General features: G+C 69.9%; 16 protein-coding genes and 1 pseudogene. 14 read left to right on the top strand and 3 right to left on the bottom strand.

The window, feature by feature from the left end; translation table 11 throughout:
• Positions 1–204: 204 nt before the first annotated feature.
• From ACWC21_RS23815 to ACWC21_RS23825, 3 genes are all read left to right on the top strand, one after another.
• Positions 205–999 (top strand): maleylpyruvate isomerase family mycothiol-dependent enzyme, encoded by a 795-nt coding sequence (locus ACWC21_RS23815; RefSeq protein ID WP_450884821.1) that lies wholly within the window; start codon positions 205–207, stop codon positions 997–999.
• 237 nt (positions 1,000–1,236) lie between these two features.
• Entirely contained in the window at positions 1,237–1,800 is a 564-nt protein-coding gene (locus ACWC21_RS23820; RefSeq protein WP_450884822.1) for an alpha/beta fold hydrolase, read from the top strand.
• Between the two features lie 395 nt (positions 1,801–2,195).
• A complete protein-coding gene (locus ACWC21_RS23825) occupies positions 2,196–2,510 on the top strand; it encodes a hypothetical protein (RefSeq protein WP_450884823.1) in 315 nt (104 codons plus the stop codon).
• A 95-nt stretch (positions 2,511–2,605) separates the two neighbouring features.
• Here the strand turns inward: ACWC21_RS23825 and ACWC21_RS23830 are convergent, their stop codons facing one another.
• Together ACWC21_RS23830 and ACWC21_RS23835 are read right to left on the bottom strand one after the other, a co-directional pair.
• Positions 2,606–4,162, bottom strand: a complete 1,557-nt coding sequence (locus ACWC21_RS23830) for an alpha-L-arabinofuranosidase B (protein WP_450884824.1) — start codon at positions 4,160–4,162, stop codon at positions 2,606–2,608.
• A gap of 145 nt (positions 4,163–4,307) precedes the next feature.
• A complete protein-coding gene (locus ACWC21_RS23835; protein WP_450884825.1) occupies positions 4,308–5,861 on the bottom strand; it encodes an alpha-L-arabinofuranosidase B in 1,554 nt (517 codons plus the stop codon).
• Between the two features lie 705 nt (positions 5,862–6,566).
• Here ACWC21_RS23835 and ACWC21_RS23840 point away from each other — a divergent pair.
• Positions 6,567–7,685, top strand: coding sequence for a sugar ABC transporter substrate-binding protein (locus ACWC21_RS23840; protein WP_450884826.1), 1,119 nt, complete (start codon positions 6,567–6,569; stop codon positions 7,683–7,685).
• 75 nt (positions 7,686–7,760) lie between these two features.
• On the opposite strand, the gene ACWC21_RS23845 is transcribed toward ACWC21_RS23840, so the two are convergent.
• Positions 7,761–9,260, bottom strand: a complete 1,500-nt coding sequence (locus ACWC21_RS23845; protein ID WP_450884827.1) for an arabinofuranosidase catalytic domain-containing protein — start codon at positions 9,258–9,260, stop codon at positions 7,761–7,763.
• Positions 9,261–9,835: 575 nt separating this feature from the next.
• Here ACWC21_RS23845 and ACWC21_RS23850 point away from each other — a divergent pair.
• The 10 genes and pseudogenes from ACWC21_RS23850 to ACWC21_RS23895 all read left to right on the top strand — a co-directional run.
• Positions 9,836–10,843 carry a LacI family DNA-binding transcriptional regulator gene (locus ACWC21_RS23850; RefSeq protein WP_450884875.1) on the top strand — a complete coding sequence of 336 codons (1,008 nt, stop codon included), beginning with the start codon at positions 9,836–9,838 and terminating at the stop codon, positions 10,841–10,843.
• Between the two features lie 658 nt (positions 10,844–11,501).
• Positions 11,502–12,626 carry a substrate-binding domain-containing protein gene (locus ACWC21_RS23855; protein ID WP_450884828.1) on the top strand — a complete coding sequence of 375 codons (1,125 nt, stop codon included), beginning with the start codon at positions 11,502–11,504 and terminating at the stop codon, positions 12,624–12,626.
• A 2-nt stretch (positions 12,627–12,628) separates the two neighbouring features.
• Positions 12,629–14,224 (top strand): sugar ABC transporter ATP-binding protein, encoded by a 1,596-nt coding sequence (locus ACWC21_RS23860; RefSeq protein WP_450884829.1) that lies wholly within the window; start codon positions 12,629–12,631, stop codon positions 14,222–14,224.
• The gene (locus ACWC21_RS23865) at positions 14,221–15,243 is read left to right on the top strand and encodes an ABC transporter permease (protein ID WP_450884830.1); all 1,023 of its coding nucleotides are present in this window, start codon (positions 14,221–14,223) and stop codon (positions 15,241–15,243) included. The genes ACWC21_RS23860 and ACWC21_RS23865 overlap by 4 nt, the downstream gene beginning before the upstream one ends.
• A gap of 101 nt (positions 15,244–15,344) precedes the next feature.
• A complete protein-coding gene (gene araB / locus ACWC21_RS23870; RefSeq protein WP_450884831.1) occupies positions 15,345–17,027 on the top strand; it encodes a ribulokinase in 1,683 nt (560 codons plus the stop codon).
• Between the two features lie 50 nt (positions 17,028–17,077).
• A complete protein-coding gene (gene araA, locus ACWC21_RS23875; RefSeq protein ID WP_450884832.1) occupies positions 17,078–18,595 on the top strand; it encodes an L-arabinose isomerase in 1,518 nt (505 codons plus the stop codon).
• A 45-nt stretch (positions 18,596–18,640) separates the two neighbouring features.
• The gene (araD, locus tag ACWC21_RS23880) at positions 18,641–19,369 is read left to right on the top strand and encodes an L-ribulose-5-phosphate 4-epimerase AraD (protein WP_450884833.1); all 729 of its coding nucleotides are present in this window, start codon (positions 18,641–18,643) and stop codon (positions 19,367–19,369) included.
• A gap of 242 nt (positions 19,370–19,611) precedes the next feature.
• Positions 19,612–23,319 carry a nitrate reductase subunit alpha gene (locus ACWC21_RS23885; RefSeq protein ID WP_450884834.1) on the top strand — a complete coding sequence of 1,236 codons (3,708 nt, stop codon included), beginning with the start codon at positions 19,612–19,614 and terminating at the stop codon, positions 23,317–23,319.
• A gap of 1 nt (position 23,320) precedes the next feature.
• Complete coding sequence (narH, locus tag ACWC21_RS23890; RefSeq protein ID WP_450884835.1) at positions 23,321–24,847, top strand: nitrate reductase subunit beta; 1,527 nt, start codon at positions 23,321–23,323, stop codon at positions 24,845–24,847.
• Positions 24,844–25,068: pseudogene (locus ACWC21_RS23895) on the top strand (nitrate reductase molybdenum cofactor assembly chaperone); the annotation flags it as partial. The gene narH and the pseudogene ACWC21_RS23895, both read left to right, overlap by 4 nt.

Below are 25,068 nucleotides of genomic sequence, written 5' to 3' on the forward strand. Positions count from 1 at the left end.
GTACTGGATGCCCATGAGCCAGGGCCGACAGGCGTCGCCAACCGGACGGCTGTCCGGTAAACTTCCCCACGGCTCTCTCGAGACCTTCTGCCAGTGCTCTCATCATCGTCGCCGGATCGATGGCCGAGAGCTGTTCGCACGAGTACGCGCTGCTTTCCCGCTCAGTACGACCGTTGGAAACCGCCCACCAATGTGGAGACGCTCATGAGTGAACGTGCCGACCGGATCATCGCCGCCCTGCGGGGCGGACACGACCACCTCGCCGCGCTGGTACGCGGCCTGAGCACCGCCGATCTCACCAAGGGGTCCGGAGCCGCGGAGTGGGACGTGTCGCAGGTGCTCGGTCACCTGGGCAGCGGTGCGGAGATCTTTCTGGCCCTCCTCGAAGGCGCTCTGGACGGCACCGGCCCCAGGGACGCGGACTTCAACAAGTCGGTCTGGGCGCGCTGGGACGCGATGTCCCCGGGGGAGCGGGCCGAGAGCTTCGTGCCCGCGAACGAGGCGCTGGTCGCCCGCTACGAGAGCCTCGACCGGCGGACCCGCGACGACCTGCGGATCGACCTCGGCTTCCTGCCGATGCCCGTGGACGTGGCCACGGTGGCGGGTCTGCGGCTCAGCGAGTTCACCTACCACACCTGGGACGTCGAGGTCGCCTTCGATCCGGCGGCCGTCCTGGCGCCGGACGCGACCGAGCCGCTGCTCGACCAGGCCGGCCTGCTCATCGGCCGCCTCGGCAAGGCGGACGCGTTCGACGGTGGTCCGCTCCGCCTTGCGATACGGACCACCGCACCCGAGAGGTCCTTCGGACTCGACCTCGGCGAGGCGGTCACGCTCGGCGACGAACCGGCCGAGCCCGACGCGGTGCTGAGCGCGCCCGCCGAGTGGTGGCTGCGCCTCACCACGGGCCGCCACGCGCCCGCGCACACGCCGGCGAGCGTGACCCTCACCGGGGGCGCGCTGACGCTGGACGACCTGCGGCGGGTCTTTCCCGGGTTCTGAGCCGGGCTCACGGATCCGGTCTCCGGCCGAGTGGGCCGCGCCCGGCCGACCGCTGTCGTCGGCCTTTCACAACCGGCGCGGCCCCCCCGGCACCGGGCGGCACCGGGCGGCACCGCCGAGGCAGACAGGGACAACCATGGATGTCGACCCTCAGCCAGGGCCAGTCAGCCCTGATTCGACGGCTTCCGATGCCGTGCGCCGCACGCCACCAGGCATCGTCCTCGCCCGAGACGGTGGTTGAGACGCGCAGCGCTCGGCTGCGCCGTTCTGTTGGCGACCGTCACCACGGCCTCCTTCACCTACGACGCCTTCACCACACCACGTGCCGCATCTCCGGCGGGACTGCGCTACGTTCAGGCGGCCGACATCCACACGCGTTACCGGACATGGGGCACGACCGGCTCGCCCGTCGTCCTCGTCCACGGTGCCTTCGAGCAGGCCGACACCTGGTCACGGCTTGCCCCGCTCCTCGCACGCGACCACCGTGTCTACGCGCTGGATCTGACCGGGGACGGCTACAGCGAACGCCGTGGCCCGTACACCGTCGAGCACTTCACACGGCAGCTCCTGGGCTTCCTCAGCGCCGTGCACCTCGGCGGGCCGGGTGAACGTCCCCTGCTGGTGGGTCATTCCAGCGGCGCCGCGGTCGTCGCCGACGCGGCACTGCGCGCTCCGGGGCGGGTGATCGACGAGGGCGGCTGGGGCTCGTACGGAGGTGTGCTGTCGATCCTGCCGCTGCTGGAGAGCGGGGTGTTCGCCGAGGAGCGGGTCAAGGCGGTACGCGCCGCGTTGGGTGTCTGAGGTGTGCGGTGCCGGGCCGACGCCCAGTACGGCCTTCCGGTGAACGGGGCCTGGGGCGGGACCTTCGACGAACTCATCCGCGTTCCCTACGCGGACTTCAGCCTCGCCAAGCTGCCCGCCGGGGTCGACCCCGTGCACCTGGCGTCGATCGGTGACAACCTCGCACTGGGCTGGGAGACGGTGATGCCGACCGTGGCCCGGATCACCGACCCGAAGGTCGCGGTCTTCGGCGGGACCGGTTCGATCGGCCTGTACTGCGTCGACGTCGCGGTGCACTGTGCCGGCGCCCGCACCGTGTACTACGACGACGCCCCGGTCAGGATGAAGGTCGCCGAGCAGCTCGGTGCGGAGGTCCACGACGTCAACGGCAATTGGGAGAAGGACTCCACCTCGCCGTGGACGCGAGCTGCAACCCGGAGCGGCTGCGCAAGGCGCTGCTGTCCGTCGTGCCTGAGGGGTACGTCAACAGCGTCGGCATCTACTCCGAGGACGTTCAGCTCCCCCTGCTCGCGCTTTACCAGCGCGGGGTCCACTTCCACAGCGGCAAGGGGCATGCCCGCCCGAACATGACGCCGACCCTCGAGGCGGTCGCCGCGGGCAGGCTCCACCCCGAGCTGGTCACCAGCTCCCTCCATGCCTGGGAGGAGATCCCCGACGTGCTGACCTCCGACCGGGCCGGCCACAAGCCGGTCTTCGTCCTGGGGGACTGAGGAGAACTCGACACCACAGGCGAGCACGGCACCCCCGCGGTTCCGCGAGGGTGCCGTGCTCGCTGCTGTACGCGCTCTGGGAAGCCGGTTGCCCGTCAGCCCCAGGGAGACGCGGTGAGCCAGCTGGTGTCCGCGGCCCACGACGACGTGGCGTCCCAGGCGTTGGAGCCGCCGTTGCTCGCTATGTAGGCCGTGTAGTTGTAGTGGCGGATGTACTTGGTCGGGAAGTTGACGGACTGGAAGGAGTGGCCGACCCCGCTGTTGCCCGTGGTCGGGCAGAAGGTGGCGTCCTGCGCGAAGGAGCCACCGCCGTTGTCGGTGTTCAGGTAGAGCTCGTAGTTGTAGTGGCGCAGGTACTGGCCGGGGTTGTTGGCGGACTCGAAGGACAGGCAGGAGCTGTTGGCCAGGCCGGCGCGGACGATCCAGGTGGCGTCGGCCTTGTCGGTGGCCGAGCTGGAGGAGCTGATGTTGGAGATGACGACCTTGGTGTCGGCGTCGTCGTGGCGGAGGTAGTCGTTGGTGCAGCAGGGGGAGGTGGTTGCCTGCAGGGAGATCCGGGAGCCGGGCGTCAGTGAGCCGGTGCTGGTCGAGCCGCTGTTGTAGCCGGCGGCGGTGATGTTGGCCTGTACGGCGTTCTCGGTGGCGTCCGAGGGGTAGCCCGAGGTCATGACGCCTTCGTAGAAGGTGCCTTGGGCGCCCTTGCTGTTGTCACCGCCGATGCCGAGGATGATCGAGCCTTCCTTGTGCATCGGGTTGTAGCCGGAGACGTTGGGGCGCACGCCGTTGTAGAAGGTGGACAAGCCGCCCGTCTGCGCGTCGCCGCCGCGGATGGCCCACTGGTTCGGGCCGCCCTTGACCATGGCGGTCAGGAACCGGTTGGTGACGGTGGGGTCGCCGGTGTTGAGGTGCTGGTTCACACCGGAGAACAGGCCGTTCTCCAGGTCAGCCATGATCCAGGGGCCGTTGCCGCTGCCGGAGCCCCAGACCTTGTTGTTGCCGAAGTAGATGGCCTCCATGTGGCCGTTGCCGGTGTCGTGGTCGTTGGTCTCGGCGTTGCCGTAGTCGAAGCAGCAGCCGCCGTTGAAGTGCGTGCCGTCGAAGATCGCGTACATGCCCTCGGGCTGGTCGCCGGTGGCGATGCCGGTGGTGTTGTCGTTGCGGTAGCCGGTGCCGGGGGCCACGTAGACGCCGTACGCCTCGTGACCGCCGACGGTGACCGGCGCCTCGAAGGCGTTGGCGAGGTTGTCCGGTCCGCCGGCGGCTCCGCCCGCGGGTGCCTGGGTGAGGTTGTTGCCCTTGCCGGACTGGTCGTAGATGACGGTGATGACGCAGCTGGTGTTGGCACAGAAGGAGTCCTGCGCTGCGGCGTTGGCGAAGCCGCCGGCGCTCAGCACCCCGATGTTCAGGGTGGCGTTGTCGGAGGCGCGCCTGACCTGGTACAGCGGGCCGTTGTACGCCGCGTACAGGGCGCGGGTGGTGCTGTGTGCGGCGACGCAGGGGGTGCCGCCCGCCGCGTAGATGTCGCACGGCCCCTGGGTGGCGGCCTGCGAGACGGTCGTCGTCGCGGTGAGCAGACCGGCGGCGAGCGCTGCGGTGGCACCGGCCGCGAGCAGCGCGCGTCTGACGCTGCGCATCCACGGTGGCTTGATCATGAAGAGGCTCCTTCACAGGGTGGGGTGTGATGGCGTCGACGAACCCCGGGTGTCCGGCTGTGCGGGCGGCGCGGGTTGCGTTGACGCCGCCGGGTCCGGTGCGGATTCGGTCCTCTTCGACACCGGACCCGGGGCTGGTTGCTCGTCAGCTCCAGGGGGAGGCGGCGAGCCAGCTGGTGTCCTGGGCCCAGTTCGAGGTGGTGTCCCAGGTGTTGGTACCGCCGTCGCTTGCGATGTAGCCGGCGAAGCTGTAGTGGCGGATGTACTTGGCCGGGTAGTTGAAGGACTGCAGTGAGTAGCCCGTGCCGCTGTTCCCCGGCTTGGAGCAGAAGGTGGCGTCGGCGGCGAACTGGCTGGTGCCGTCGTTGGGCTGGAGGTGGAGCTGGAAGGCGTAGTGCCTGATGAAACTGCCCGGGGCGTTGGCCGACTCGAAGGAGACGCAGTTGCCGTTGGCCAGTCCGGCGCGGACGATCCAGGTGGCGTCACCCTTGACGGTGGCCGAGCTGGCGGAGGTCACCGGCGCGATCACGACCTTGTCGTCGCTGGTGTCGTGCTGCAGGTAGTCGCCGGTGCAGCAAGCGGTGGTGGCCTGCAGCGAGACCCTCGCGCCCGGGGTGAAGGGGGTGGTGGTGCTGTAGCCGGCCGCGGTGATGTTGGCCTGGACCGCGGCGTCCGTGGCGTCGGAGGGGTAGCCCTTGACCATGGCGCCCTCGTAGAAGGTGCCCGCGCTGGCGTTGGTGTTGGTCTGGCAGCAGTCGCCGCCGCTGCCGAGGATGATGGCGCCCTGCTTGTTCATCGGGCTCCATCCGCTGGGCAGTGCGCCGCTGTAGAGCTGCGTCAGGCTCCCGGACTGGGCGTTGGCACCCTTGAGCGCCATCTGGGTGGTGCCGTTGTTCTTGAGCATCGCGGTGACGAAGCGGCTGGTCTGGGAGACCTGGTTGGGGTTCCATGTCTTGCTGCCACCGCTGAACAGGCCGTTCTCGATGTCTGCCTGCACCCACGGCCCGGTTCCGCTGCAGCCGCCGAACCAGCATTCCGTGCCGAAGTTGATCGCGTCCATGGCGCCGTTGCCGTCGGCGTGGTGGTCGATCTCGGTGTTGCCGTAGTCGAAGCAGCACTTGTTGTTGACATGGGTGCCGCTGGTGATCATGTACTCGCCCTCGGGTGAGCTGCCGGTCGGCACGCCCCCGGCGGAGTTGTAGGCGAAGTAGCTGTTGCCGGGGTTGATGTACAGCGCGTACGCCTTCTGCCCGCCCACGCTCACCGCCTCGGTGGTCGCGGTGGCCGCCGTGTCGGCGCCGCCGGTCCCGCCGGGGCCCTGGTAGACGAGAGTGTTGCCGCCGCCGGTCTGGTCGTAGAGGCGGGTGATGGTGCAGGTGGTGCCCGCGCAGAAGGAGTCCTGCGCCGCGGCGTCGGCCACACCGCCGGCGGACAGCACCCCGATGTCCTGCAGCCTGCTGTCCGACGCCCGCTGCACCTGGTAGAGCGGGCCGTTGTAGGAGGCGAACAGCGCACGTGTGGTGCTGTGCGCCGCGACGCACGGCGTGCCGCCCGCCGCGTAGATGTCGCAGGGTCCCTGGGCGGCGGCCTGTGAGGTGCCGCTGAAGGCGACGAGGCCGGCGAGGGCGAGCGCCACCGCGGCCAAGGAGACAACCAGCCCCCGGCGTAGTCGGCGGAACATGATCAGCGCAGGCACCATAAACTCCCTTGTTCATCGATACGGGGACAGCGATCCGCGCACCAACCGGGTTCGCGGTGGACAGAGGGTGGGCTGATGGGGGACTGAGGGCGGGCGGAAGGGTCCGGGCCTGCGGATCCGTCGACGGGCCGCTCGGCGATTGTTAGCGCTAACAATCCGCGAGCCAACCAGCTGTCACTCGTCCGCTCGGATCAAGCCACGACTATCGGCCAACTCCAGGGGCACGTCAAGACTTCGAACCACACCTTCCGGAAAGGCGGGCACGATCGACCCCGACCGCGAACGACAGGCCCGATCCACCCGCGACGGTGTTGTCTCTCGGCCCACCGAGCAGTCCTTGCGCGAAGCCTTGACACCCGCTCACCCCGGCTTCTAACTTCCGGTCGCGACCCGATGGGGCGTGGCCGTCTCGAGTGCCGGCACGTCTGCAAAGGTGGCGAGGAGGTCGTCGGCCCTGCGGTGGCTCGGCCGGGCAGGCCCTGCCGGGCAGGCCCTGCCGGGCAGGCCCTGCCGGGCAGGTGGGCCGGCAGGTGTGCGAGGCGTGACGGAGAACGCGCGCGGCCTTCCGCCGGTCTCCGTCCCGGCCCCTGAGCTGGGTTCCGTCATCTCGTGCAGTGGTTCCGCTTGACGCCGGTGGCCGCCTCCGCGTCGGCCTTTCAGCCATCTGGGGCGCAATTCCGCATCCTCGTCCGGAAGGCACCAGAAGTGAGCACCCAAACGCGTCATGTCGTCATAACGGTGGCCGTACCCGCACTGGCTCTCTCGCTGGCTGCCTGCGGGACAGTCGGCGGGTCGGCGGGCAGCGCCGAGGCGAACCCGTCCGAGGGCAACGATGTGACCGTGGGGTTGCTGTTGCCGGACACATCGACCAGCCGGTATGACAAGTTCGACTACCCCATCATCAAGAACAAGGTCGCCGAGCTGACACACCATCAGGGAAGGGTCGAGTACGCCAACGCGGAAGCGAGCGGGGACAAACAGTACGCCCAGATGCAGAAGATGATCGACGACAAGGTCGACGTGATCCTGCTCGACGCCGTCGACTCGCACGCCATCGCCTACGAGGTGAAGAAGGCCAAGGCGGCGGGCATCCCGGTCATCGCCTACGACCGGCTCGCCGAGGGGCCGATCGACGCGGACATCTCCTTCGACAACGAACTGGTCGGCGAGGTGCAGGCCCGCTCACTGCTCCAGGCGCTGGGTCCGGACGCCGGCGTCTCCACCAAGATCGTCATGATCAACGGCTCGCCCCTGGACCCGAACGCCAAGCAGTTCAAGGAGGGCGCTCTCTCCCAGCTCAACGGCACGGTGACGATCGCCGAGTCCTACGACACCGCGGACTGGGACCCGAAGTTCGCCCAGACCAACATGACGAACGCGATCGACGCGATCGGCAAGAACGACATCGCCGGCGTCCTCGCCGCCGACGACGACATGGCGGGCGGTGCCATCAAGGCCCTCAAGGCGGCGGGCGACACCAGACTGCCCCCGGTCACCGGCCAGGACGCCACACTCGACGCCGTGCAGCGCATCGTCTCCGGTGAGCAGTACATGAGCGTGTACAAGTCCTACTCGACGGAGGCGGAGAACGCCGCCGAAATGGCCATCGCCAAGATCCAGGGCAAGGACATCGAGTTCGACTCCCTGACCCAGGGCAAGGTCAGCAGCCCCACCGACAAGGACATCCCGAGCCAGCTCGTCCCCGTGGTCGCGCTGACCAAGGACAACATCAAGGACACGGTCATCGCCGACGGTCTCTACAAGCTGTCCGACATCTGCACAGCCAAGTACAGGTCGCAGTGCGCGGCGATCGGGCTCAAGTAGAGGCGTACGTTCAGGGCACCCGGATACCCCGCCGGTCGGAAAGGCCGGCGGGGCATCCGGAGCCGGTCGGTTCGGTCAGGGGGCGATGTTCCACCTCTGGCAGGTGTTGTCGAGCTGCTGCCACTGGCGCACCGCGGTCCCGTTGGCCGTTCCGCAGTTGGCGACGTCCAGCGTCATGCCGGTGTTGACGTTGGTGATGGTGTAACTGCTGCCGACCTTGGTGACGTCCCACTGCTGGCAGCGGTTGCCGAGCGAGGCCCACAGCTGGACGGCGGTGCCGTTGGACTGTCCGCAGTTCTTGTCGTCCAGGAGCGTGCCGCTGTTGACGTTGGTGATGGTGTAGTGGCCGTTGCCGGCGCTCGCGAACTTCCACTGCTGGCAGGTGTTGCCGAGCGAGGCCCAGATGTCGATCGAAGTCCCGTTGCCCGTACCACAGTTGACCGCATCCAGGACCTTGCCGGAGTTGGTGTTGGTCAGCCGGTACGCGGTGCCGGGGACGGGGAAGTTGGCGGCCGGAGTGGTGTAGCCGACGGATGTGACGTTGGCCTGTACGGCGTTGTCGGCGGCGTCGGTCGGGTATCCGGAGGTCATGACGCCCTCGAAGAAGGAGCCGTCGGAGCCGTTGCTGTTGTCACCGCCGGTACCGAGGACGATGGCACCCTCCAGGTGCATCGGCGTGTACCCGCCGAGGTTGGGCAGGGCCCCGTTGTACCAGGTGGTCAGTGAGCCCGACTGGGCGTTGCCGCCCTTGATCGCGTAGGTGGTCGTGCCGTTGTTCTTCTCCATGGCGGTGACGTACTCGCTGGAGATACCGGTGTTGTTCGGGTTGGCTCCGTTCCCTCCGAAGAAGAGCCCGTTCTCCAGGTCGGCCTCGACCCAGGGGCCCGATCCGGTGCCGGAGCAGGAGAACCAGCACTCGGTGCCGAAGTTGATCGCGTCCATGTGGCCGTTGCCGGTGTCGTTGCCGGACGTCTCGGCGTTGCCGTAGTCGAAGCAGCACCGGTTGTTCACGTGGTGGCCGCTGGTCACCATGTACGCGCCCTCCGGGTTGCCGCCGGTGGCGATGCCCGTGGTGCTGTTGTCGCGGTAGCCGACGCCGGCCGACACGAAGACGCCGTAGGCGGCGTGGCCGCCGACCGTGACCGGCAGGGCGTCGGCGATCGCGCCGACATCCTGTCCGCCGTTGCCGCCCGGCCCCTCGATGGTCAGGTCGTTGTGGTGGGAGGTCTGGTCGTAGATCTTGGTGATGACGCAGGTCGTGCCGGAGCAGAAGGAGTCCTGTGCCGCGGCGTTGGCGTAGCCGCCGGTGCTGAGCAGTCCGATGTCGGTGGTGGCACCGTCCGAGGCTCGCTTGACCTGGTAGAGAGCGCCGTTGTAGGAGGCGAAGAGCGCTCGCGTGGTGCTGTGCGCCGCGGCGCAGGGGGTCCCCGCGGATGCGTAGATGTCGCATGGCAGGGAGCCGGCGGCCTGGGCCGTGCCCGCGGTGCCGATGGCCGCGGCCAGGAGGCCGGCGAGCAGCGCGAGGACCGCGCCCACCACCCTCAGCCGGAACCCGCTCAGATGTCTGGCTGTCACTGTGAACCTCTTCCGTCGTGCGGGGAAGTGCCGGCGGGCCACGATGTCGACTCAGTAAGCGAATCGTTATCCACTCGGCGGGCGATGTGTGAGCGCTAACAATCAAGATCCTCGGATGTCGCCGCTCATCCGGGCTCCAGGGGTACGGGAAACGGCCGGACTCCGTGGTGTTGGCTTCCAGTACCACTCCCGAGCTGCGCCTTCTCGCACTGTCGGGGGTGATCGGCCGGTCTCGCGACTCCATCTTCTACGTCAGCGTCGATGGGGAAGAACACCACTTGCACGGTCAAGAAAAGGGAAACTAAGGTCACGCGCTTCTCTGGATTCAGCGCTCGACCAGTGGTGCAGCGGGCCTGTTGCCGGTGCTGTGCGGGCAGGTCAGGGTGGTTGAGCACAGATGACAGGGCTGTTAAGGGTTCTGAAAGAGACCTGTTGGAACGTCTTGACCCCTTCAGATTGTGTGCGCTAACAATTCGTCCACAGCGCGTCGGCCTCGGCCGGGAAACGCGTCGATCGAAACGCGATGGCGCGTCCGGAGCAGGAGGTGGAACGTGGACGGGGAACGAGCACCGGTGATGGCGGACGTGGCCCGGGTCGCGGGCGTCTCGCACCAGACCGTCTCGCGAGTCCTCAACGACCACCCCAACGTACGGCCCACCACCCGGGACCGGGTGCTCGCGGCCGTCCGTGAACTCGGCTACCGCCCCAACGCCGCCGCCCGCACCCTGGCGACCCGCCGCACCCGGACCCTGGGTGTGATCAGCTTCAACACCACGCTGTACGGCCCCGCCTCCATGCTCTACGGCATCGAGCAGGCGGCCAGGCAGCACGAGTACTTCGTCACCGTGGCCGCGGTCGGCGCGCTCGACCGGCGTTCGGTGCTGGACGCCGTCGACCGCCTCCGGGACCAGGGTGTGGAGGGAATCATCGTGATAGCGCCGCAGACCGCCGCGGTCGGCGCGCTTGCGAACGCGCCGTCCGACGTGGCCCTGGTCGCGGTCGGCTGCGGCACCCACACCACGCTGGCCTCGGTCGCCGTGGACAACGAGAGGGGTGCCCAGCTCGTCACCTCCTACCTGCTCGACCTCGGCCATCGCACGGTGCACCACCTGATGGGGCCGCGGTCCTGGCTCGACGCCCAGGAGCGCGCGGCCGGATGGCGCAGCGCCCTGGAAAGGCGGGGCGCTCCCGTGCCGGAACCGCTGGTCGGCAGCGACTGGACGGCCAGCACGGGGTTCGAGCAGGGTCGGCGGATCGCGGCCGACCCCGGCGTCACCGCGGTGTTCTGCGCCAACGACCACATGGCCCTCGGTCTGCTGCGGGCCCTGCAACAGGCCGGGCACCGGGTGCCGGAGGACATCAGTGTCATCGGTTTCGACGACATCCCGGAGGCCGAGTACTTCGGCCCGCCCCTGACCACCGTGCGCCAGGACTTCGACGAACTCGGCCGGCGTGCGCTGCGCGCGCTGATCGAAATCATCGGTGATCCCGACGCGGCGCTTCCGGCGTCCGCCGATACGCCACACCTGATCATCCAGCCCAGTCTGGTGGTGCGAGCCTCGGCGGCCCGCCCCCGGAACTGAGCGACCTCCCGGTCGCATCGCCGTCGGCGCCCCGTCCGCCGGCCTCCGTGACCCACCACCGGCCTGCCGTAGGAAAGGAACACCGAAATGGGCCGCATGAAGTTAGCGTGATCGTCGACGATCCGGCTGCCGGACCACTTTCCGCGTCATCCACACACGTGATGGCCGGTGGCCGCCGCCGGTGACGCACCGCACGCCGAACCACCGAGCCGCCCTGCCCCCTCGGGACGCGACATCGGCGAAGCGTTGCGCCGACGGCAGGTGATCCGCCGTGGCGCGCCCACCGGCCGGCGGCAGCTCCGCCCAGGCCACAGTCCCGGTCCCGAGCCGCCAAATCCTGATCCGGCGCGGGCGGTTCGGTCACCACCGCCCGTCCCGCGGCCGTAGCGACCGGCTCCATCCAGCACCGCTCGCCTCTCCCACGTACCGGTTCACCCGCGTCGCCGTCACAGGCCGACCACTCGTCCGCCACGGCTCGCGAGTGGACCCCACCCACCCGTCCCACCCGCCTTCGAGGCACCGCCGTGCCCGATCGGCGGACGGGAACACGATCCAGCCACCCCGTCGTGCCCACGTCCCTGTCCGACCGTGGGCTCGCCCGTACCCCGACAGCAGAAGGGCGCTGATCCGAATGATCGGTACCAGAAGATCCCGCACCGTGGCCGCCGCGACCGCGGTGCTCATCTCCCTCACCGCCGCCGGCTGCTCCAAGAACGCCGGAGGTTCCACCGCCTCCAGCTCGGCCGGCTCCGGGAAGGCCGCCGCCGCGGCCCCGGTCGCGCTGGCCGGTTCGGTCACCTTCAACCAGGCGAACCTCGCCAAGCTCGACGCGAAGCTGAAGTCCGCGCTGGCCGGCAAGGACCTGTCCAAGGTCGACATCGCCATGGTGGTGAACGTGGCCGCCGACTACTGGAAGGCCGGCCAGGTCGGCTTCCTCAAGGGCTGCTCCGACCTCGGCATCTCGAAGAGCAAGTGCACGTACTTCGCCCCGCCCAACGGCAAGCTGACCGAGCAGAACTCTGAGCTCGAGACCCTGCGTTCGCAGGGCGTCACCGGATACTCGATCTCGGCGATCGACCCGACCTCCGCCGCGGGCACCATCCACAAGGACGTCCAGAAGGGCATCGGCGTCCTGGCGATCGACTCGCCGCTGCCGGGGACCGACGCCGCCTCGCTCTACCTGGGCACCCCGAACTACACCGCGGGCTACCAGGCGGGCACCGCGATGAAGCAGGTGCTCGGCGGCAAGGGCAAGGTGGCCATCCTGGTCGGCTCGCTCACCGCGTCGAACGCCACCCAGCGCATCGCGGGCTTCGAGGCGGCACTCAAGGGAACGAAGATCACGGTCGCGCAGAAGGTCAACGACAACCTCTCGGCCAGCACGGCGACCTCCGACGCCGAGACCATCCTCGCCAACAACCCGGACGTCAACGGCCTGTACGGCGTCTACTCCTACGACGGACCCGCGCTGGCCCAGGCGGTGACCTCGGCCGGCAAGACCTCGTCGGTGCACATCGTGTCGGACGACTCCGACGCCCAGACCCTGAAGTTCATCAAGTCCGGCGTCATCTCCGGCACGGTCGTGCAGATGCCGTACCAGCAGGGCTACACCGGGGCGTACATCCTGGCCGCGGAGAAGGTACTGGGCAAGGCCAAGACCATGGCGATCGTCAAGCCCTACCTGGAGAAGGACGGCTCGACCCTGAGCTCCGGCGTGGGTCTGGTCACCAAGTCCGACCTGAGCGACTACCAGGCCCTCGAGTCCAAGCTCGGGATCAGCTGAGCATGACGGCTACGGAGAACGCCCTCGGCCGCGCGGTGACCGCGCGGCTGCGGGGGGTGCACAAGTCCTACGGTCCGGTACGCGTCCTCGATCTGCCGGAGCTCGACCTCTACGCCGGGCAGGTCGTCGGTGTCGTCGGTGAGAACGGGGCCGGCAAGTCCACCCTCATGGGGACCCTGGCCGGCTCCGTCCACCGGGACGGCGGCGAGATCCTCATCGACGGCGAACCCCTCGTCGCGGGGTCCACCGAGGCGGCGGCACAGCTCGGTGTCGCCATGGTCTCCCAGGAGTTCCCCCTGGTCGGCCAGCTCTCGGTGGCGGAGAACCTGCTGCTGGGCCGTCGGCCACGGCAGTCGAGGCGGCGGTTCCTGGTGGACCGCGGTGCCCAACGGGCCGAGGCCGCGGCGATGCTGGCGGAGATCGGCCTGTCCGCCGAGCGGATCCCGGTGCGCCGGGAGGTGCGTACCCTTCCGGTGCCGACCCGGCAGATGATCGAGATCGCCAAGGCCTGGGGCCGTGAGCCCAAGCTGCTGATCCTGGACGAGCCGACCTCCTCGCTCGGGCCGGTCGAGGCCGAGATGGTGCTGGGGCTGGCCCGGCAACTGGCCGAGCGGGGCGGCACCGTGCTGTTCATCGGGCACCGGCTGGACGAGGTGCGGGAGATCAGCGACCGCGTGCTGGTGCTGCGCAACGGCAGGCTGGTGGCCGACCTGGACCCGGGGGAGGCCACCGAGGAGCGGCTGATCCGGGAGATGGTCGGTGGCGAGGTGGCCCAGGGCGAGCCGAAGGCGCCGTCGGCGACGAGCCCGATCCTGCTTCAGGTGCAGGGGCTGACCGCGGACGGTCTCGGCCCCGTCGACCTGGAGGTGCGCGAGGGCGAGATCCTGGGAGTGGCCGGGCTGATGGGCTCGGGCCGCAGCCGCCTGATCCACACGATCGCGGGAGCGCAGCCCTCGACGGGCGGTGCGATGCTCCTGGGCGGCGAGCCCTACCGGCCGCGGGGCGCGGGCGACGGCGTGGCGGCCGGCATCGCGCTGATCCCGGAGGACCGCAAGGAACAGTCACTGGTGCTGTTCGCACCGATCCGGTCGAACGTCGTCATCTCCGTGCTCAAGCGGATCAGTACGCGAGGCCTGCTCGGCCCGCGCCGCGAACGCGCCGAAGCGCGAAAGATCACCGAGAACGTCAATGTGCGGATGCAGTCGGTGGAGCAGCCGATCGGCTCGCTGTCCGGCGGCAACCAGCAGCGCGCCATCTTCGGCCGGGCCTTCGCCGCCGAACCGCGCCTGCTGCTGCTCGACGAGCCGACCCGCGGTGTGGACGTGGGCGCGAAGGCGGAGATCTACAAGCTCATCGACCGGGCCGCCGAGCAGGGCATGGCGCTCGTGGTCGCCTCCTCCGAACTGGAGGAGCTGCTGTGGATCTGCCACCGCATCGCGGTGATGAACCACGGGCGGGTGGTCACGGTCATCGACCGGGCCGACGCCACCAAGGAACGGATCATGACGGCCGCGGCCGGAACGTCCGCTCTCATCCCGGAAACACCGGGCCAGGAAGTGCCCGGTCAGCAGTCACTGACGAACGGAGCCACCGCATGAGCGCGCACAGCACGCTCGCCCCCGACGAGATCGCCGCACCGCCCGCCCGTCCGGCCGTGTCGAACCTCCTCCGCAAGCTCGCCGCCTCCCCCGAGGCAGGAGTGATCATCGCCTGCGTACTGGTGTTCGCCGGGATCGCCGCGAACGCGGACACGTACACGGCGGTGGGCAACCTCCAGGTGATGGGCCGTGACCTGTCGCAGGTCGGCATTCTGGCGATCGGTGAGTCGCTGGTCATCCTGACCGGTGGCATCGACCTGTCGGTGGGCGCGCTGGCCGGCCTGGCCGGCATCCTGGCCGCCTGGCTGAACGTCAACGAGGGCCTGCCGGCACCGGCGGCGATACTGCTCACCCTGGTGATCTGCGGCGCGGTCGGGCTGTGGCACGGCGTCATGGTCACCCGGCTCAACGTGCCGCCCTTCGTGATCACCCTGGTGACCTACACCGTCGCACAGGGCACGGCGCTCGCCATCACCAGCGGCTCGCCGATCAACAACCTCGACCCGATGTTCAGCAACCTGAGCCAGTACTACATCGGCGAGATACCCGTCCCCGCGCTGTTCTTCGTGGCAGCCGCCGCCGTCGCCTGGTTCGTGCTGGAACGCACCTACGTGGGCCGCCAGATCTACGCGGTCGGCGGCAACAAGGAGGCCGCCCGGCTCGCCGGTATCCCGACCGCCCGCCGCATCACCTCCACCTATGTCGCCAGTGCGGTACTGGCCGGTGTGGTCGGCGTCCTGGTGATCGGCAGGATGAACGTGGCCGACCCCTCGGTCGGTGCGGGCTGGGAACTGACCGCGATCGCAGCCGCGGTGGTCGGCGGGATGTCGCTCTCGGGCGGCGAGGGCCGCATCGCCGGCATCGCGGCCGGTGCGATCCTGCTGGAGTTCATCACCAACGGTCTGCTCGCGCTCAAGGTCAGCCCGTACGACCAGCAGGTCGTGCAGGGAGCGGTGCTCGGCGTCGCGATCCTGCTCGACCGGGTACGCGCCCGCTACTTCGGCCGGAGCCGGAGCTAGGACATCGGTCGACTCCGCCGGTCCGTGCGCGGATGCCGCTTCGGCGCCTCCAGGCAGCCGAACAGTGACCGACATATCGAATACCTGTATGGAGGAGGGTGATGGTGAACGCCTCGGGTGAGATTGCCGGGCAACCGGAGCCGTGCGTCGTCGGAGTCGATTTCGGCACGCTGTCCGGGCGGGCCGTGGTGGTCCGCGTGCGCGACGGCGCGGAGTTGGGCACGGCCGAGCACGCGTACCGGCACGCGGTCCTGGACAGACAGCTGCCGGACGGTACCCGGCTGCCCCCGGACTGGGCGCTGCAGGTGCCGTCCGACTACATCGACGTACTGCGGCACGCGGTGCCCGCGGCGGTGGCGAACGCCGGTGTCCGGCCGGAGCAGGTCATCGGCATCGGTACCGACTTCACCGCGTGCACGGTGCTGCCGGTACTCGCGGACGGCACGCCGCTGTGCGACCTGCCCGCCCTGACCGGCCGCCCGCACGCCTACGTCAAGCTGTGGCGGCACCACGCCGCCCAGGCGCAGGCCGACCGGATCACCGCGCTGGCGGCCGAGCGGAAGGAGGACTGGCTGCAGCGCTACGGCGGCCGGATCTCCTCGGAGTGGGAGTTCGCCAAGGCACTGCAGGTGCTCGAGGAGGACCCGGAGATCTACCGGCTGACCGAGCGGTGGGTGGAGGCGGCGGACTGGATCGTCTGGCGGCTGTGCGGCACGTACCTGCGCAACGCCTGCACGGCCGGCTACAAGGGCCAGTTCCAGGACGGCGCCTACCCCGGCCGTGATTACCTGGCGGCGCTCAACCCCGCCTTCGCGGACTTCGTGGACGACAAGCTGGACCAGCCCATCGCCCAACTCGGTGCGAGGGCCGGTGGGCTGACGGCCGAGGCGGCGGCCTGGACGGGGCTGCCGGAGGGCATCGCGGTCTGCGTCGGCAATGTCGACGCACATGTGACGGCGCCCGCGGCGCGGGCGGTCGAGCCGGGGCAGATGGTCGCCATCATGGGCACGTCTACCTGTCATGTGATGAGTTCCCGCCGGCAGGGCACCGTGCCGGGCATGTGCGGTGTCGTCGACGGCGGCATCCTGCCCGGGCTGTGGGGCTACGAGGCCGGGCAGAGCGGCGTCGGTGACATCTTCGGCTGGTTCGTACGCACCGGACTGCCCGCCGAGTACGCGGAACAGGCCGCCGCGCTGGGCCGTGACGCGCACGAGCACCTGACGGCGCTCGCGGCCGGTCAGCAGGTGGGCGAGCACGGACTGATCGCGCTGGACTGGCACAGCGGCAACCGCTCCGTGCTGGTCGACCACGATCTGAGCGGCGTGATGGTGGGCCTGACGCTGTCGACCCGGCCCGAGGACATCTACCGGGCGCTGCTCGAGGCCACCGCGTTCGGCACCCGAACCATCATCGAGGCGTTCGAGACGTCCGGGGTGCCGGTCGACGAACTGATCATCGCGGGCGGTCTGACGAAGAACGCCCTCCTGATGCAGATCTACGCCGATGTCACCCGCCGCCCCCTGGGAGTCATCGGCTCCACCCAGGGTCCCGCTCTCGGCTCGGCGATGCACGCCGCGGTGGCTGCCGGGGCGTACGCCGACATCCAGAGCGCCGCCCGCTCCATGGGCAAGGCCGACCGGGGTGTGTACCAGCCGGACCCGGAACGTGCCGCCGCCTACGACCGCCTCTACGCCGAGTACCGGCTGCTGCACGACTACTTCGGCCGCGGCACCAACGACGTCATGCACCGGCTGCGTCGCATCCGCGCCGAGGCGTCCGCCTGAGCGGCGTCGGAACTACCGCCCGAGTGGCTCCACCCCGAAAGGACCCTGACATGACGACACCCGAAACGCCCTACGACGGCCAGGAGATCTGGTTTCTCACCGGCAGCCAGGGCCTGTACGGCGAGGACACGCTGCGCCAGGTCGCCCACCAGTCCCAGCAGATCGCCGAGCTGCTCGACTCCGCTCCCGAGATCCCGCTGCGGATCGTCTGGAAGCCGATCCTCACCGACGCGGAGTCCATCCGCAGGCTGTGCCGGGAAGCGAGCGTGTCCGACGCCTGTGTCGGTGTGGTCGTGTGGATGCACACCTTCTCCCCGGCCAAGATGTGGATCGCGGGCCTGAGCGCGCTGGACCGGCCGGTGCTGCACCTGCACACCCAGTACAACCTGTCGCTGCCCTGGTCGAGCATCGACATGGACTTCATGAACCTCAACCAGGCCGCCCACGGCGACCGGGAGTTCGCCCACCTCGAGTCCCGCATCGGCGTCCACCGCAAGATCGTCGCCGGACACGTCACCGACTCCAGGGTGGTGGGACGTGTCGCCACCTGGTCCCGTGCCGCGGCAGGCCGTCATTCCGCGCGCACCCTGCGCCTGGCCCGTTTCGGCGACAACATGCGCGACGTCGCCGTCACCGAGGGCGACAAGGTCGAGGCGCAGATGCGGTTCGGCTTCTCCGTGAACACCTACGCGGTGAACGACCTGGTCGAGTTCGTCGACGCCGTCGAGGACAAGGCGGCCGCCGAACTGGCCTCCGAGTACCGTGAGTCGTACGACGTGGTGCCGGCGCTCTGGCCGGACGGCATCCGGCACGATTCGCTGCTGTACGCCGCCCGTCTGGAGATCGGTCTGCGCACCTTCCTCACGGAGGGCGGCTTCACGGCCTTCACCACCAACTTCGAGGACCTCGGCGGACTGCGCCAGCTTCCCGGCCTCGCCGTCCAGCGGCTCATGGCCGACGGCTACGGCTTCGGCGGCGAAGGCGACTGGAAGACCTCCGCGCTGCTGCGCACGATGAAGGTCATGGGCCAGGGGGCCCCGGGCGGCTCCACGTTCATGGAGGACTACACCTATCACCTCGGCCCCGGCACCCCCCGGATCCTCGGCGCCCACATGCTGGAGGTGTGCCCCTCGGTGGCGGCCGGCCGTCCCCGCTGCGAGATCCACCCCCTGTCCATCGGCGGCCGTGAGGACCCCGTCCGTCTCGTCTTCGACGCCGCCCCCGGACCCGCCCTCGTCGTCGGCCTGTCGGACCTGGGGGAGCGGTTCCGGCTGACCGCCAACGCCGTCGACGTCGTACCCCCCAGCCAGCCGCTCCCCCTCCTGCCCGTGGCCCGCGCCGTGTGGGAGCCACGTCCCTCCCTGGCGGAGTCGGCCGAGAGCTGGCTGCTGGCCGGTGCCCCGCACCACACCGTGCTCAGCTCCGCCGTGGGACTGGAGATCCTCAGCGACTTCGCCGCCATGACCGGAGTCGAACTGCTCGCCATCGACGAGCACACCCGCCCCGATCAGTTCGCCAAGGAGATCCGCTGGAACGCCGCCTACCACCGCCTCGCCCAGCCCCTGTGAGCGCCTCCCGACAGCATCCGCACCGCACAGCAAGGAGACCACCGAATGACCGCACGAGTCCGTGACGGCCTGCGGCAGGAGGTCCTGGAGGCCAACCTCGCCATTCCCCAGGTCGGCCTCGCCACCCTCACCTGGGGGAACGTCAGCGGTGTCGACCGGGAGGCCGGGGTGTTCCTGATCAAACCCTCCGGTGTGCCCTACGAGCGGCTCACCGCCGAGCACCTGGTCACCGTCCGGTTGTCCGACGGCGCCGTCGTCGACGGCGACCTGCGTCCCTCCACCGACACCGAGACCCACCGCTGTCTGTATCTGGCCTTCCCCTCCGTCGGAGGGGTCACCCACACCCACTCCACCCACGCCGTCGCGTTCGCCCAGGCCCGACGCGACATCCCCGTACTCGGCACCACCCACGCCGACACCTTCAACGGCCCCATCCCCTGCACCCCCGACCTCACCCCGGAGCAGTGCGCGAAGGACTACGAGTACAACACCGGCCAGGTCATCGTGGACATGCTGCACAAGGACGACCGAAGGGCGGCGGAGGTCCCGGCGGCCCTCGTCGCCAACCACGGCCCCTTCACCTGGGGACCGGACGCCCGCAAGTCCCTGGAACACGCGATCATCTGCGAGGCGGTCGCCGACATGGCCATCCACACCCTCACACTGTCCCCGACCGCACCGCCGCCGCCGCACCTTCTCGACCGCCACTACACACGCAAACACGGACCCGACGCCTACTACGGCAACCCGGGCATGCCGACGGCCTCCCGGTGAGCGGCGCGCGTCGCCGTCGGCCGCTCCGGCCTCGCGCCGCTCCCGGCCGGTGAGCGGCCGGGGACCGGCGACGGCCGCCTGACGGATCCGGCGGCACGGGCGTCCCCGCGACCCGGCCGACCGGCCCCCGTCACCGGGCCATTGGTCCCTCTTCCGCCCGGACGGATGGGGCCGGAGGGCCGTCCTGCGGGGACCGCCGGCCCCAGGTGCACCGGGTGCCGCGCCGCATAGCGTTCCCGGCCATGGAGAACGATCCGAACGCACCGCGCCGGGCGTCCCGCGCCGGTGAGGACTGGCCGCTGGCCGCTCGCAGACTGCTCACCCGCCGTGAGGTGTCGGCCGACGGACGCGCCGTGTTCGGCACCGGCGACCCCAAGTGGGAGGGTTTCTACCGGGACCGGTGGGCCCATGACAGGGTCGTGCGCTCGACGCACGGTGTGAACTGCACGGGCTCCTGCTCGTGGATGGTGTACGTCAAGGACGGAATCATCACCTGGGAGCACCAGGCCACCGACTACCCGTCGATCGGCGCGGACTGCCCCGAGTACGAGCCGCGCGGCTGCCCGCGCGGGGCGTCGTTCTCCTGGTACACGTACTCGCCGAGCCGGGTCCGCCACCCGTACGTGCGCGGTGCGTTGCTGAAGCTGTGGCGCGAGGCCCGGGGGCGGCTCGGCGACCCGGTCGCGGCCTGGGCCGAGATCACCGGTGATCCGGCGAAGGCACGCGCCTACAAGCGGGCCCGCGGCAAGGGCGGTCTGGTGCGGGCCGACTGGGACGAGGTGGCCGAGCTGATCGCCGCCGCCCAGGTACACACGACCAAGACGTACGGCCCGGACCGCGTCGCGGGCTTCTCGCCCATCCCGGCGATGTCGATGGCGTCCTTCGCGGCCGGCGCCCGCTACCACTCACTGATCGGCGCCACCCTGCTGTCGTTCTACGACTGGTACGCGGATCTGCCGATCGCCTCGCCGCAGGTCTTCGGTGACCAGACCGACGTCCCGGAGGCGGCGGACTGGTGGAACGCCGGCTATCTGATCATGTGGGGATCTAACATCCCCGTCACCCGGACACCGGACGCGCACTTCCTGACCGAGACCCGCTACAACGGTACGAAGGTCGTCGCGGTCAGCCCCGACTACGCCGACAACGTCAAGCACGCCGACGAGTGGCTGGCCCCGCACCCCGGCACGGACGGCGCGCTGGCGATGGCCATGGGACATGTGATCCTGCGCGAGTTCCTCGTCGACCGCGAGGTGCCGTACTTCCAGGACTACCTGCGGAAGTTCACCGACGCCCCGTTCCTGGTGACCCTGCGCGAACACGACCGCGGCCTCGTGCCGGACGGGTTCCTGACCGCCGCCGATCTCGGCCGTGGCGAGGAGACCGAGGAGAACGCGGCGTTCAAGACGGTCCTGCTGGACCGGGCCACCGGCGAACCGGTGGTCCCCGGCGGCTCGCTCGGCTTCCGGTGGGGGGAAGCCGGGCGAGGCCGCTGGAACCTGGAACTCGGTGACGTCGAACCCGAGCTGAGCCTGCTGGAGTCGGCCGAGGACACGGTGGAGGTCGCTCTGCCCCGGTTCGACGAGGGCGCCACCGAGGGCGGCACGGTCATGCTGCGGGGCGTGCCGGTCCGCACGGTCGGCGGCCGTCTGGTCACCACCGTCCTCGACCTGATGCTCGCCCAGTACGGTGTCGCGCGCCCCGGTCTGCCGGGCAGCTGGCCCACCTCGTACGACGACGCGGCCGAGCCGTACACGCCCGCCTGGCAGGAGACGATCACCTCCGTGCCGGCCGAGCAGGCGGCGCGGATCGCCCGGGAGTTCGCCCGCAACGCCGAGCGGACCAAGGGCCGTTCCATGATCGCCCTCGGAGCCGGCACCAACCACTGGTTCCACTCGGACACCATCTACCGCGCCTTCCTGGCGCTGACGACCATGACCGGCTGCCAGGGCGTCAACGGCGGCGGCTGGGCGCACTACGTCGGCCAGGAGAAGGTCCGCCCGGTCACCGGACAGCAGCACCTGTCGTTCGCCTTCGACTGGCAGCGGCCCACCCGGCACATGGCGGGCACCTCGTACTGGTACCTGAACTCCGACCAGTGGCGCTACGAGGCGTTCGGGCCGCAAGAGCTGGCTTCCCCGCTCGGGCAGGGGCGGTTCGAGGGAAAGGGGTTCGCCGACTGCCTGGCGCAGGCCGTGCGGCTGGGCTGGACACCCGGTCACCCCGGCTTCAACCGCAACCCCCTCGACCTGACGGACGAAGCGGCGCGAGCCGGCCGGCCCGTCGCGGAACACATCGTCGAGGAGCTGAAGTCGGGGCGGCTGCGGTTCGCGGTCGAGGACCCGGACGACCCCGCCGCCTTCCCCCGGGTGCTGACCGTGTGGCGGGCCAACCTGCTCGGCTCGTCCGGCAAGGGCAACGAGTACTTCCTACGGCATCTTCTGGGCACCGAGGCGGCGGTCCGCTCCGAGCAGACCCCGCCGGAGGGGCGCCCGAAGGAGGTGGTGTGGCGGGAGGAGGCCCCCGAGGGCAAGCTCGATCTGCTGGTCACCATGGACTTCCGGATGACCTCCACCGGCCTGCTCTCCGACGTCGTCCTGCCGGCCGCGACCTGGTACGAGAAGGACGACCTGTCCAGTACGGACATGCACCCCTTCGTGCACGCCTTCACCCCGGCCATCGCCCCGCCCTGGCAGGCCCGCACCGACTACGACGCCTTCCTGGCCATCGCCGACAGGTTCAGCGAGCTGGCGGCCGAGCACCTGGGCACCCGCACCGACGTCCTCGCGGTGCCCCTGCTGCACGACACCCCGGACGAACTCGCCCAGCCCGGCGGGGTCGTACGGGACTGGAAGGCCGGCGAGTGCGAGCCAGTCCCCGGGCGGACCATGCCGAAGCTGGTCACGATCGAACGGGACTATGCCGCGATCGCGCAGAAGATGCGCGCCGTCGGTCCGCTGCTGGACACGCTGGGCACCACCACGAAGGGCGTCACCGTCCACCCGGACCGGGAGATCGACGACTTGCGCCGCCGCTGCGGCACCGTGCAGGAAGGGATCGCCGCCGGGCGGCCCTCCCTGGCCACCGCGTCCGACATGTGCGAGGCGATCCTCGCCCTGTCCGGCACCACCAACGGCCGCCTGGCGACCGAGGGCTTCCGCGAACTGGAGCGGCGGACCGGCAGCGAGGGTCTGGTGGAACTCGCCGCCGAACGCGAGGCCGAGCGGATCACCTTCGCGGACACCCGCGTACAGCCCCGGTCGGTGATGACCTCCTACGAGTGGTCCGGGAGCGAGACCGGAGGGCGCCGCTACTCGCCGTTCGTCATCAACACCGAGCACAAGAAGCCCTGGCACACCCTCACCGGCCGGCAGCACTTCTTCGTCCAGCACGACTGGATGGCCGAGCTCGGTGAGCAACTCCCGGTCTACCGGCCCCCGCTGAACACACCCCGGCATTACGGCGACGAGCACCTGCACGAGAACGGCCGCGCCGAGGTCACCGTCCGCTACCTGACCCCGCACTCGAAATGGTCCATCCACTCGAACTACCAGGACAACAAGTACATGCTCGACCTGTCCCGCGGCGGACCCACGGTCTGGATGTCGGTGGAGGACGCCGAGAAGATCGGCGTCAAGGACAACGAGTGGATCGAGGCGTACAACCGCAACGGCGTCGTCGCCGCCCGCGCCGTGGTCACCCACCGCATGCCCGAGGGCACCGTGTACATGTACCACGCCCAGGACCGCACCGTGAACGTCCCGAAGACCGAGGTCAGCGGCAGGCGCGGCGGCATCCACAACTCGCTCACCAGGCTGCTGCTCAAGCCCACCCATCTCGCGGGCGGCTACGCGCAGTTCACCTACGCCTTCAACTACTACGGCCCGACCGGCAACCAGCGCGACGAGGTCACCGTCATCCGCCGCCGCAGCCAGCAAGTGGAGTACTGACATGCGCGTGATGGCACAGGTGGCCATGGTCATGAACCTGGACAAGTGCATCGGCTGCCACACCTGCTCGGTCACCTGCAAGCAGACGTGGACCAACCGCACCGGCGTCGAGTACGCCTGGTTCAACAACGTCGAGACCAAGCCCGGCGTCGGCTACCCGCGCCGCTACGAGGACCAGGAGCAGTGGAAGGGCGGCTGGAGGCTCGACAAGCGCGGGCGTCTCGTCCTGCGCTCCGGCGGCCGGGTCAAGCGCCTGCTGTCCCTCTTCTCCAACCCGGACCTCCCGTCCATCGAGGACTACTACGAGCCGGTCACCTACGACTACGACAACCTCGTCGGCGCCCCCGCCCAGAAGGACATGCCCGTCGCCCGCCCCCGCTCGGTCCTCACCGGCAGACCCACCGCCATCACCTGGGGCGCCAACTGGGAGGACGGCCTCGGCGGTGCGCCCGAGCACGCCGCAGGCGACCCCAACCTCACCGGCGAGTGGGCCCGGAAGGTCAAGTTCGAGTTCGAGCAGACCTTCCTCTTCCACCTCCCGCGGCTGTGCGAGCACTGCCTCAACCCGGCCTGCGTCTCTGCCTGTCCGTCGGGCGCGATGTACAAGCGGGTCGAGGACGGCATCGTCCTGGTCGACCAGGACCGCTGCCGCGGCTGGCGGATGTGCGTGACGGCTTGCCCGTACAAGAAGGTGTACGTCAACCACGCCACCGGCAAGGCGGAGAAGTGCACGTTCTGCTTCCCGCGCATCGAGGCCGGGCAGCCCACCGTCTGTTCCGAGACCTGCGTCGGCCGGCTCCGCTACCTCGGCGTGCTGCTGTACGACGCCGACCGCGTCGGTGAGGCCGCGGCCACCCCGGACGAGAAGGACCTGCTGGACGCCCAGCGCGGTGTCCTCCTCGACCCGTCCGATCCCGAAGTGATCGCCGCGGCACGGGAGTCCGGCATCGCGGAGGACTGGCTGGACGCGGCACGCCGGTCCCCGGTGTACGACCTGGTCGTGCGCTACAAGGTGGCGCTGCCGCTGCACCCGGAGTACCGGACGATGCCCATGGTCTGGTACGTGCCGCCGCTCTCCCCGGTCCTCGACGCCGTCGACGCGGCGGGCGGTGACCAGGACGACCCCGACCACGTCTTCGCGGCCGTCACCCGGCTGCGCATCCCCCTGGAGTACCTGGCCGAGCTGTTCACCGCCGGGGACACCGACGTGGTCGCCGGGGTGCTGATGAAACTCACCGCGCTGCGCTCGTACATGCGTGAACGCACCCTCGGCGAGGACGGCGACGAGACGGTGCTCGAGGCCGTCGGCCTGACCGCACGCCAGGCGCAGGACCTGCACCGGCTGCTCGCCATCGCCAAGTACACCGACCGGTACGTCGTCCCCGCCGCCCACAAGGAGGACGCCGCCGCGCTCACCGCGACGGAGAACCGCTGCCCGGTCGAGACGTCCGGCGACGCCGAGCCCCGCAAGGTCATGCTCGGCATCCCCACCCTGCGCCGCCACACCACTGCCGGAGGCCGTCCGTGAGCCCGCTTCCCCCGACCATTCCCGCCCTCGTCCGCACCCGCGTCCGAGCGGCCGTGCGCCGCCCGGCCCGGCTCGGCCCCGAGGAGACGGCGGGCCGAGCGCTGATGCTGCGGCTCGTGTCGCTGCTGCTGCAGTACCCCGACCCCGAACTGACCGGAGCCAGGGGCGACTTGACGACCGTGGTGGAGGCCCTGCCGGCCACGCCCGGGGCGGAACACCTA

This window comes from Streptomyces sp. NPDC001348 (genome assembly GCF_053597535.1).

Bases quoted from the DNA above. Each gene is read 5' to 3' on its own strand.
- ACWC21_RS23865 (WP_450884830.1), top strand. From the start codon at position 14,221: ATGAGCGCGCACAGCACGCTCGCCCCCGACGAGATCGCCGCACCGCCC.
- araD (WP_450884833.1), top strand. From the start codon at position 18,641: ATGACCGCACGAGTCCGTGACGGCCTGCGGCAGGAGGTCCTGGAGGCC.
- ACWC21_RS23860 (WP_450884829.1), top strand. From the start codon at position 12,629: ATGACGGCTACGGAGAACGCCCTCGGCCGCGCGGTGACCGCGCGGCTG.
- ACWC21_RS23850 (WP_450884875.1), top strand. From the start codon at position 9,836: ATGGCGGACGTGGCCCGGGTCGCGGGCGTCTCGCACCAGACCGTCTCG.
- ACWC21_RS23835 (WP_450884825.1), bottom strand. From the start codon at position 5,861: ATGGTGCCTGCGCTGATCATGTTCCGCCGACTACGCCGGGGGCTGGTT.
- araA (WP_450884832.1), top strand. From the start codon at position 17,078: ATGACGACACCCGAAACGCCCTACGACGGCCAGGAGATCTGGTTTCTC.
- ACWC21_RS23885 (WP_450884834.1), top strand. From the start codon at position 19,612: ATGGAGAACGATCCGAACGCACCGCGCCGGGCGTCCCGCGCCGGTGAG.
- ACWC21_RS23815 (WP_450884821.1), top strand. From the start codon at position 205: ATGAGTGAACGTGCCGACCGGATCATCGCCGCCCTGCGGGGCGGACAC.
- araB (WP_450884831.1), top strand. From the start codon at position 15,345: ATGGTGAACGCCTCGGGTGAGATTGCCGGGCAACCGGAGCCGTGCGTC.
- ACWC21_RS23830 (WP_450884824.1), bottom strand. From the start codon at position 4,162: ATGATCAAGCCACCGTGGATGCGCAGCGTCAGACGCGCGCTGCTCGCG.
- narH (WP_450884835.1), top strand. From the start codon at position 23,321: ATGCGCGTGATGGCACAGGTGGCCATGGTCATGAACCTGGACAAGTGC.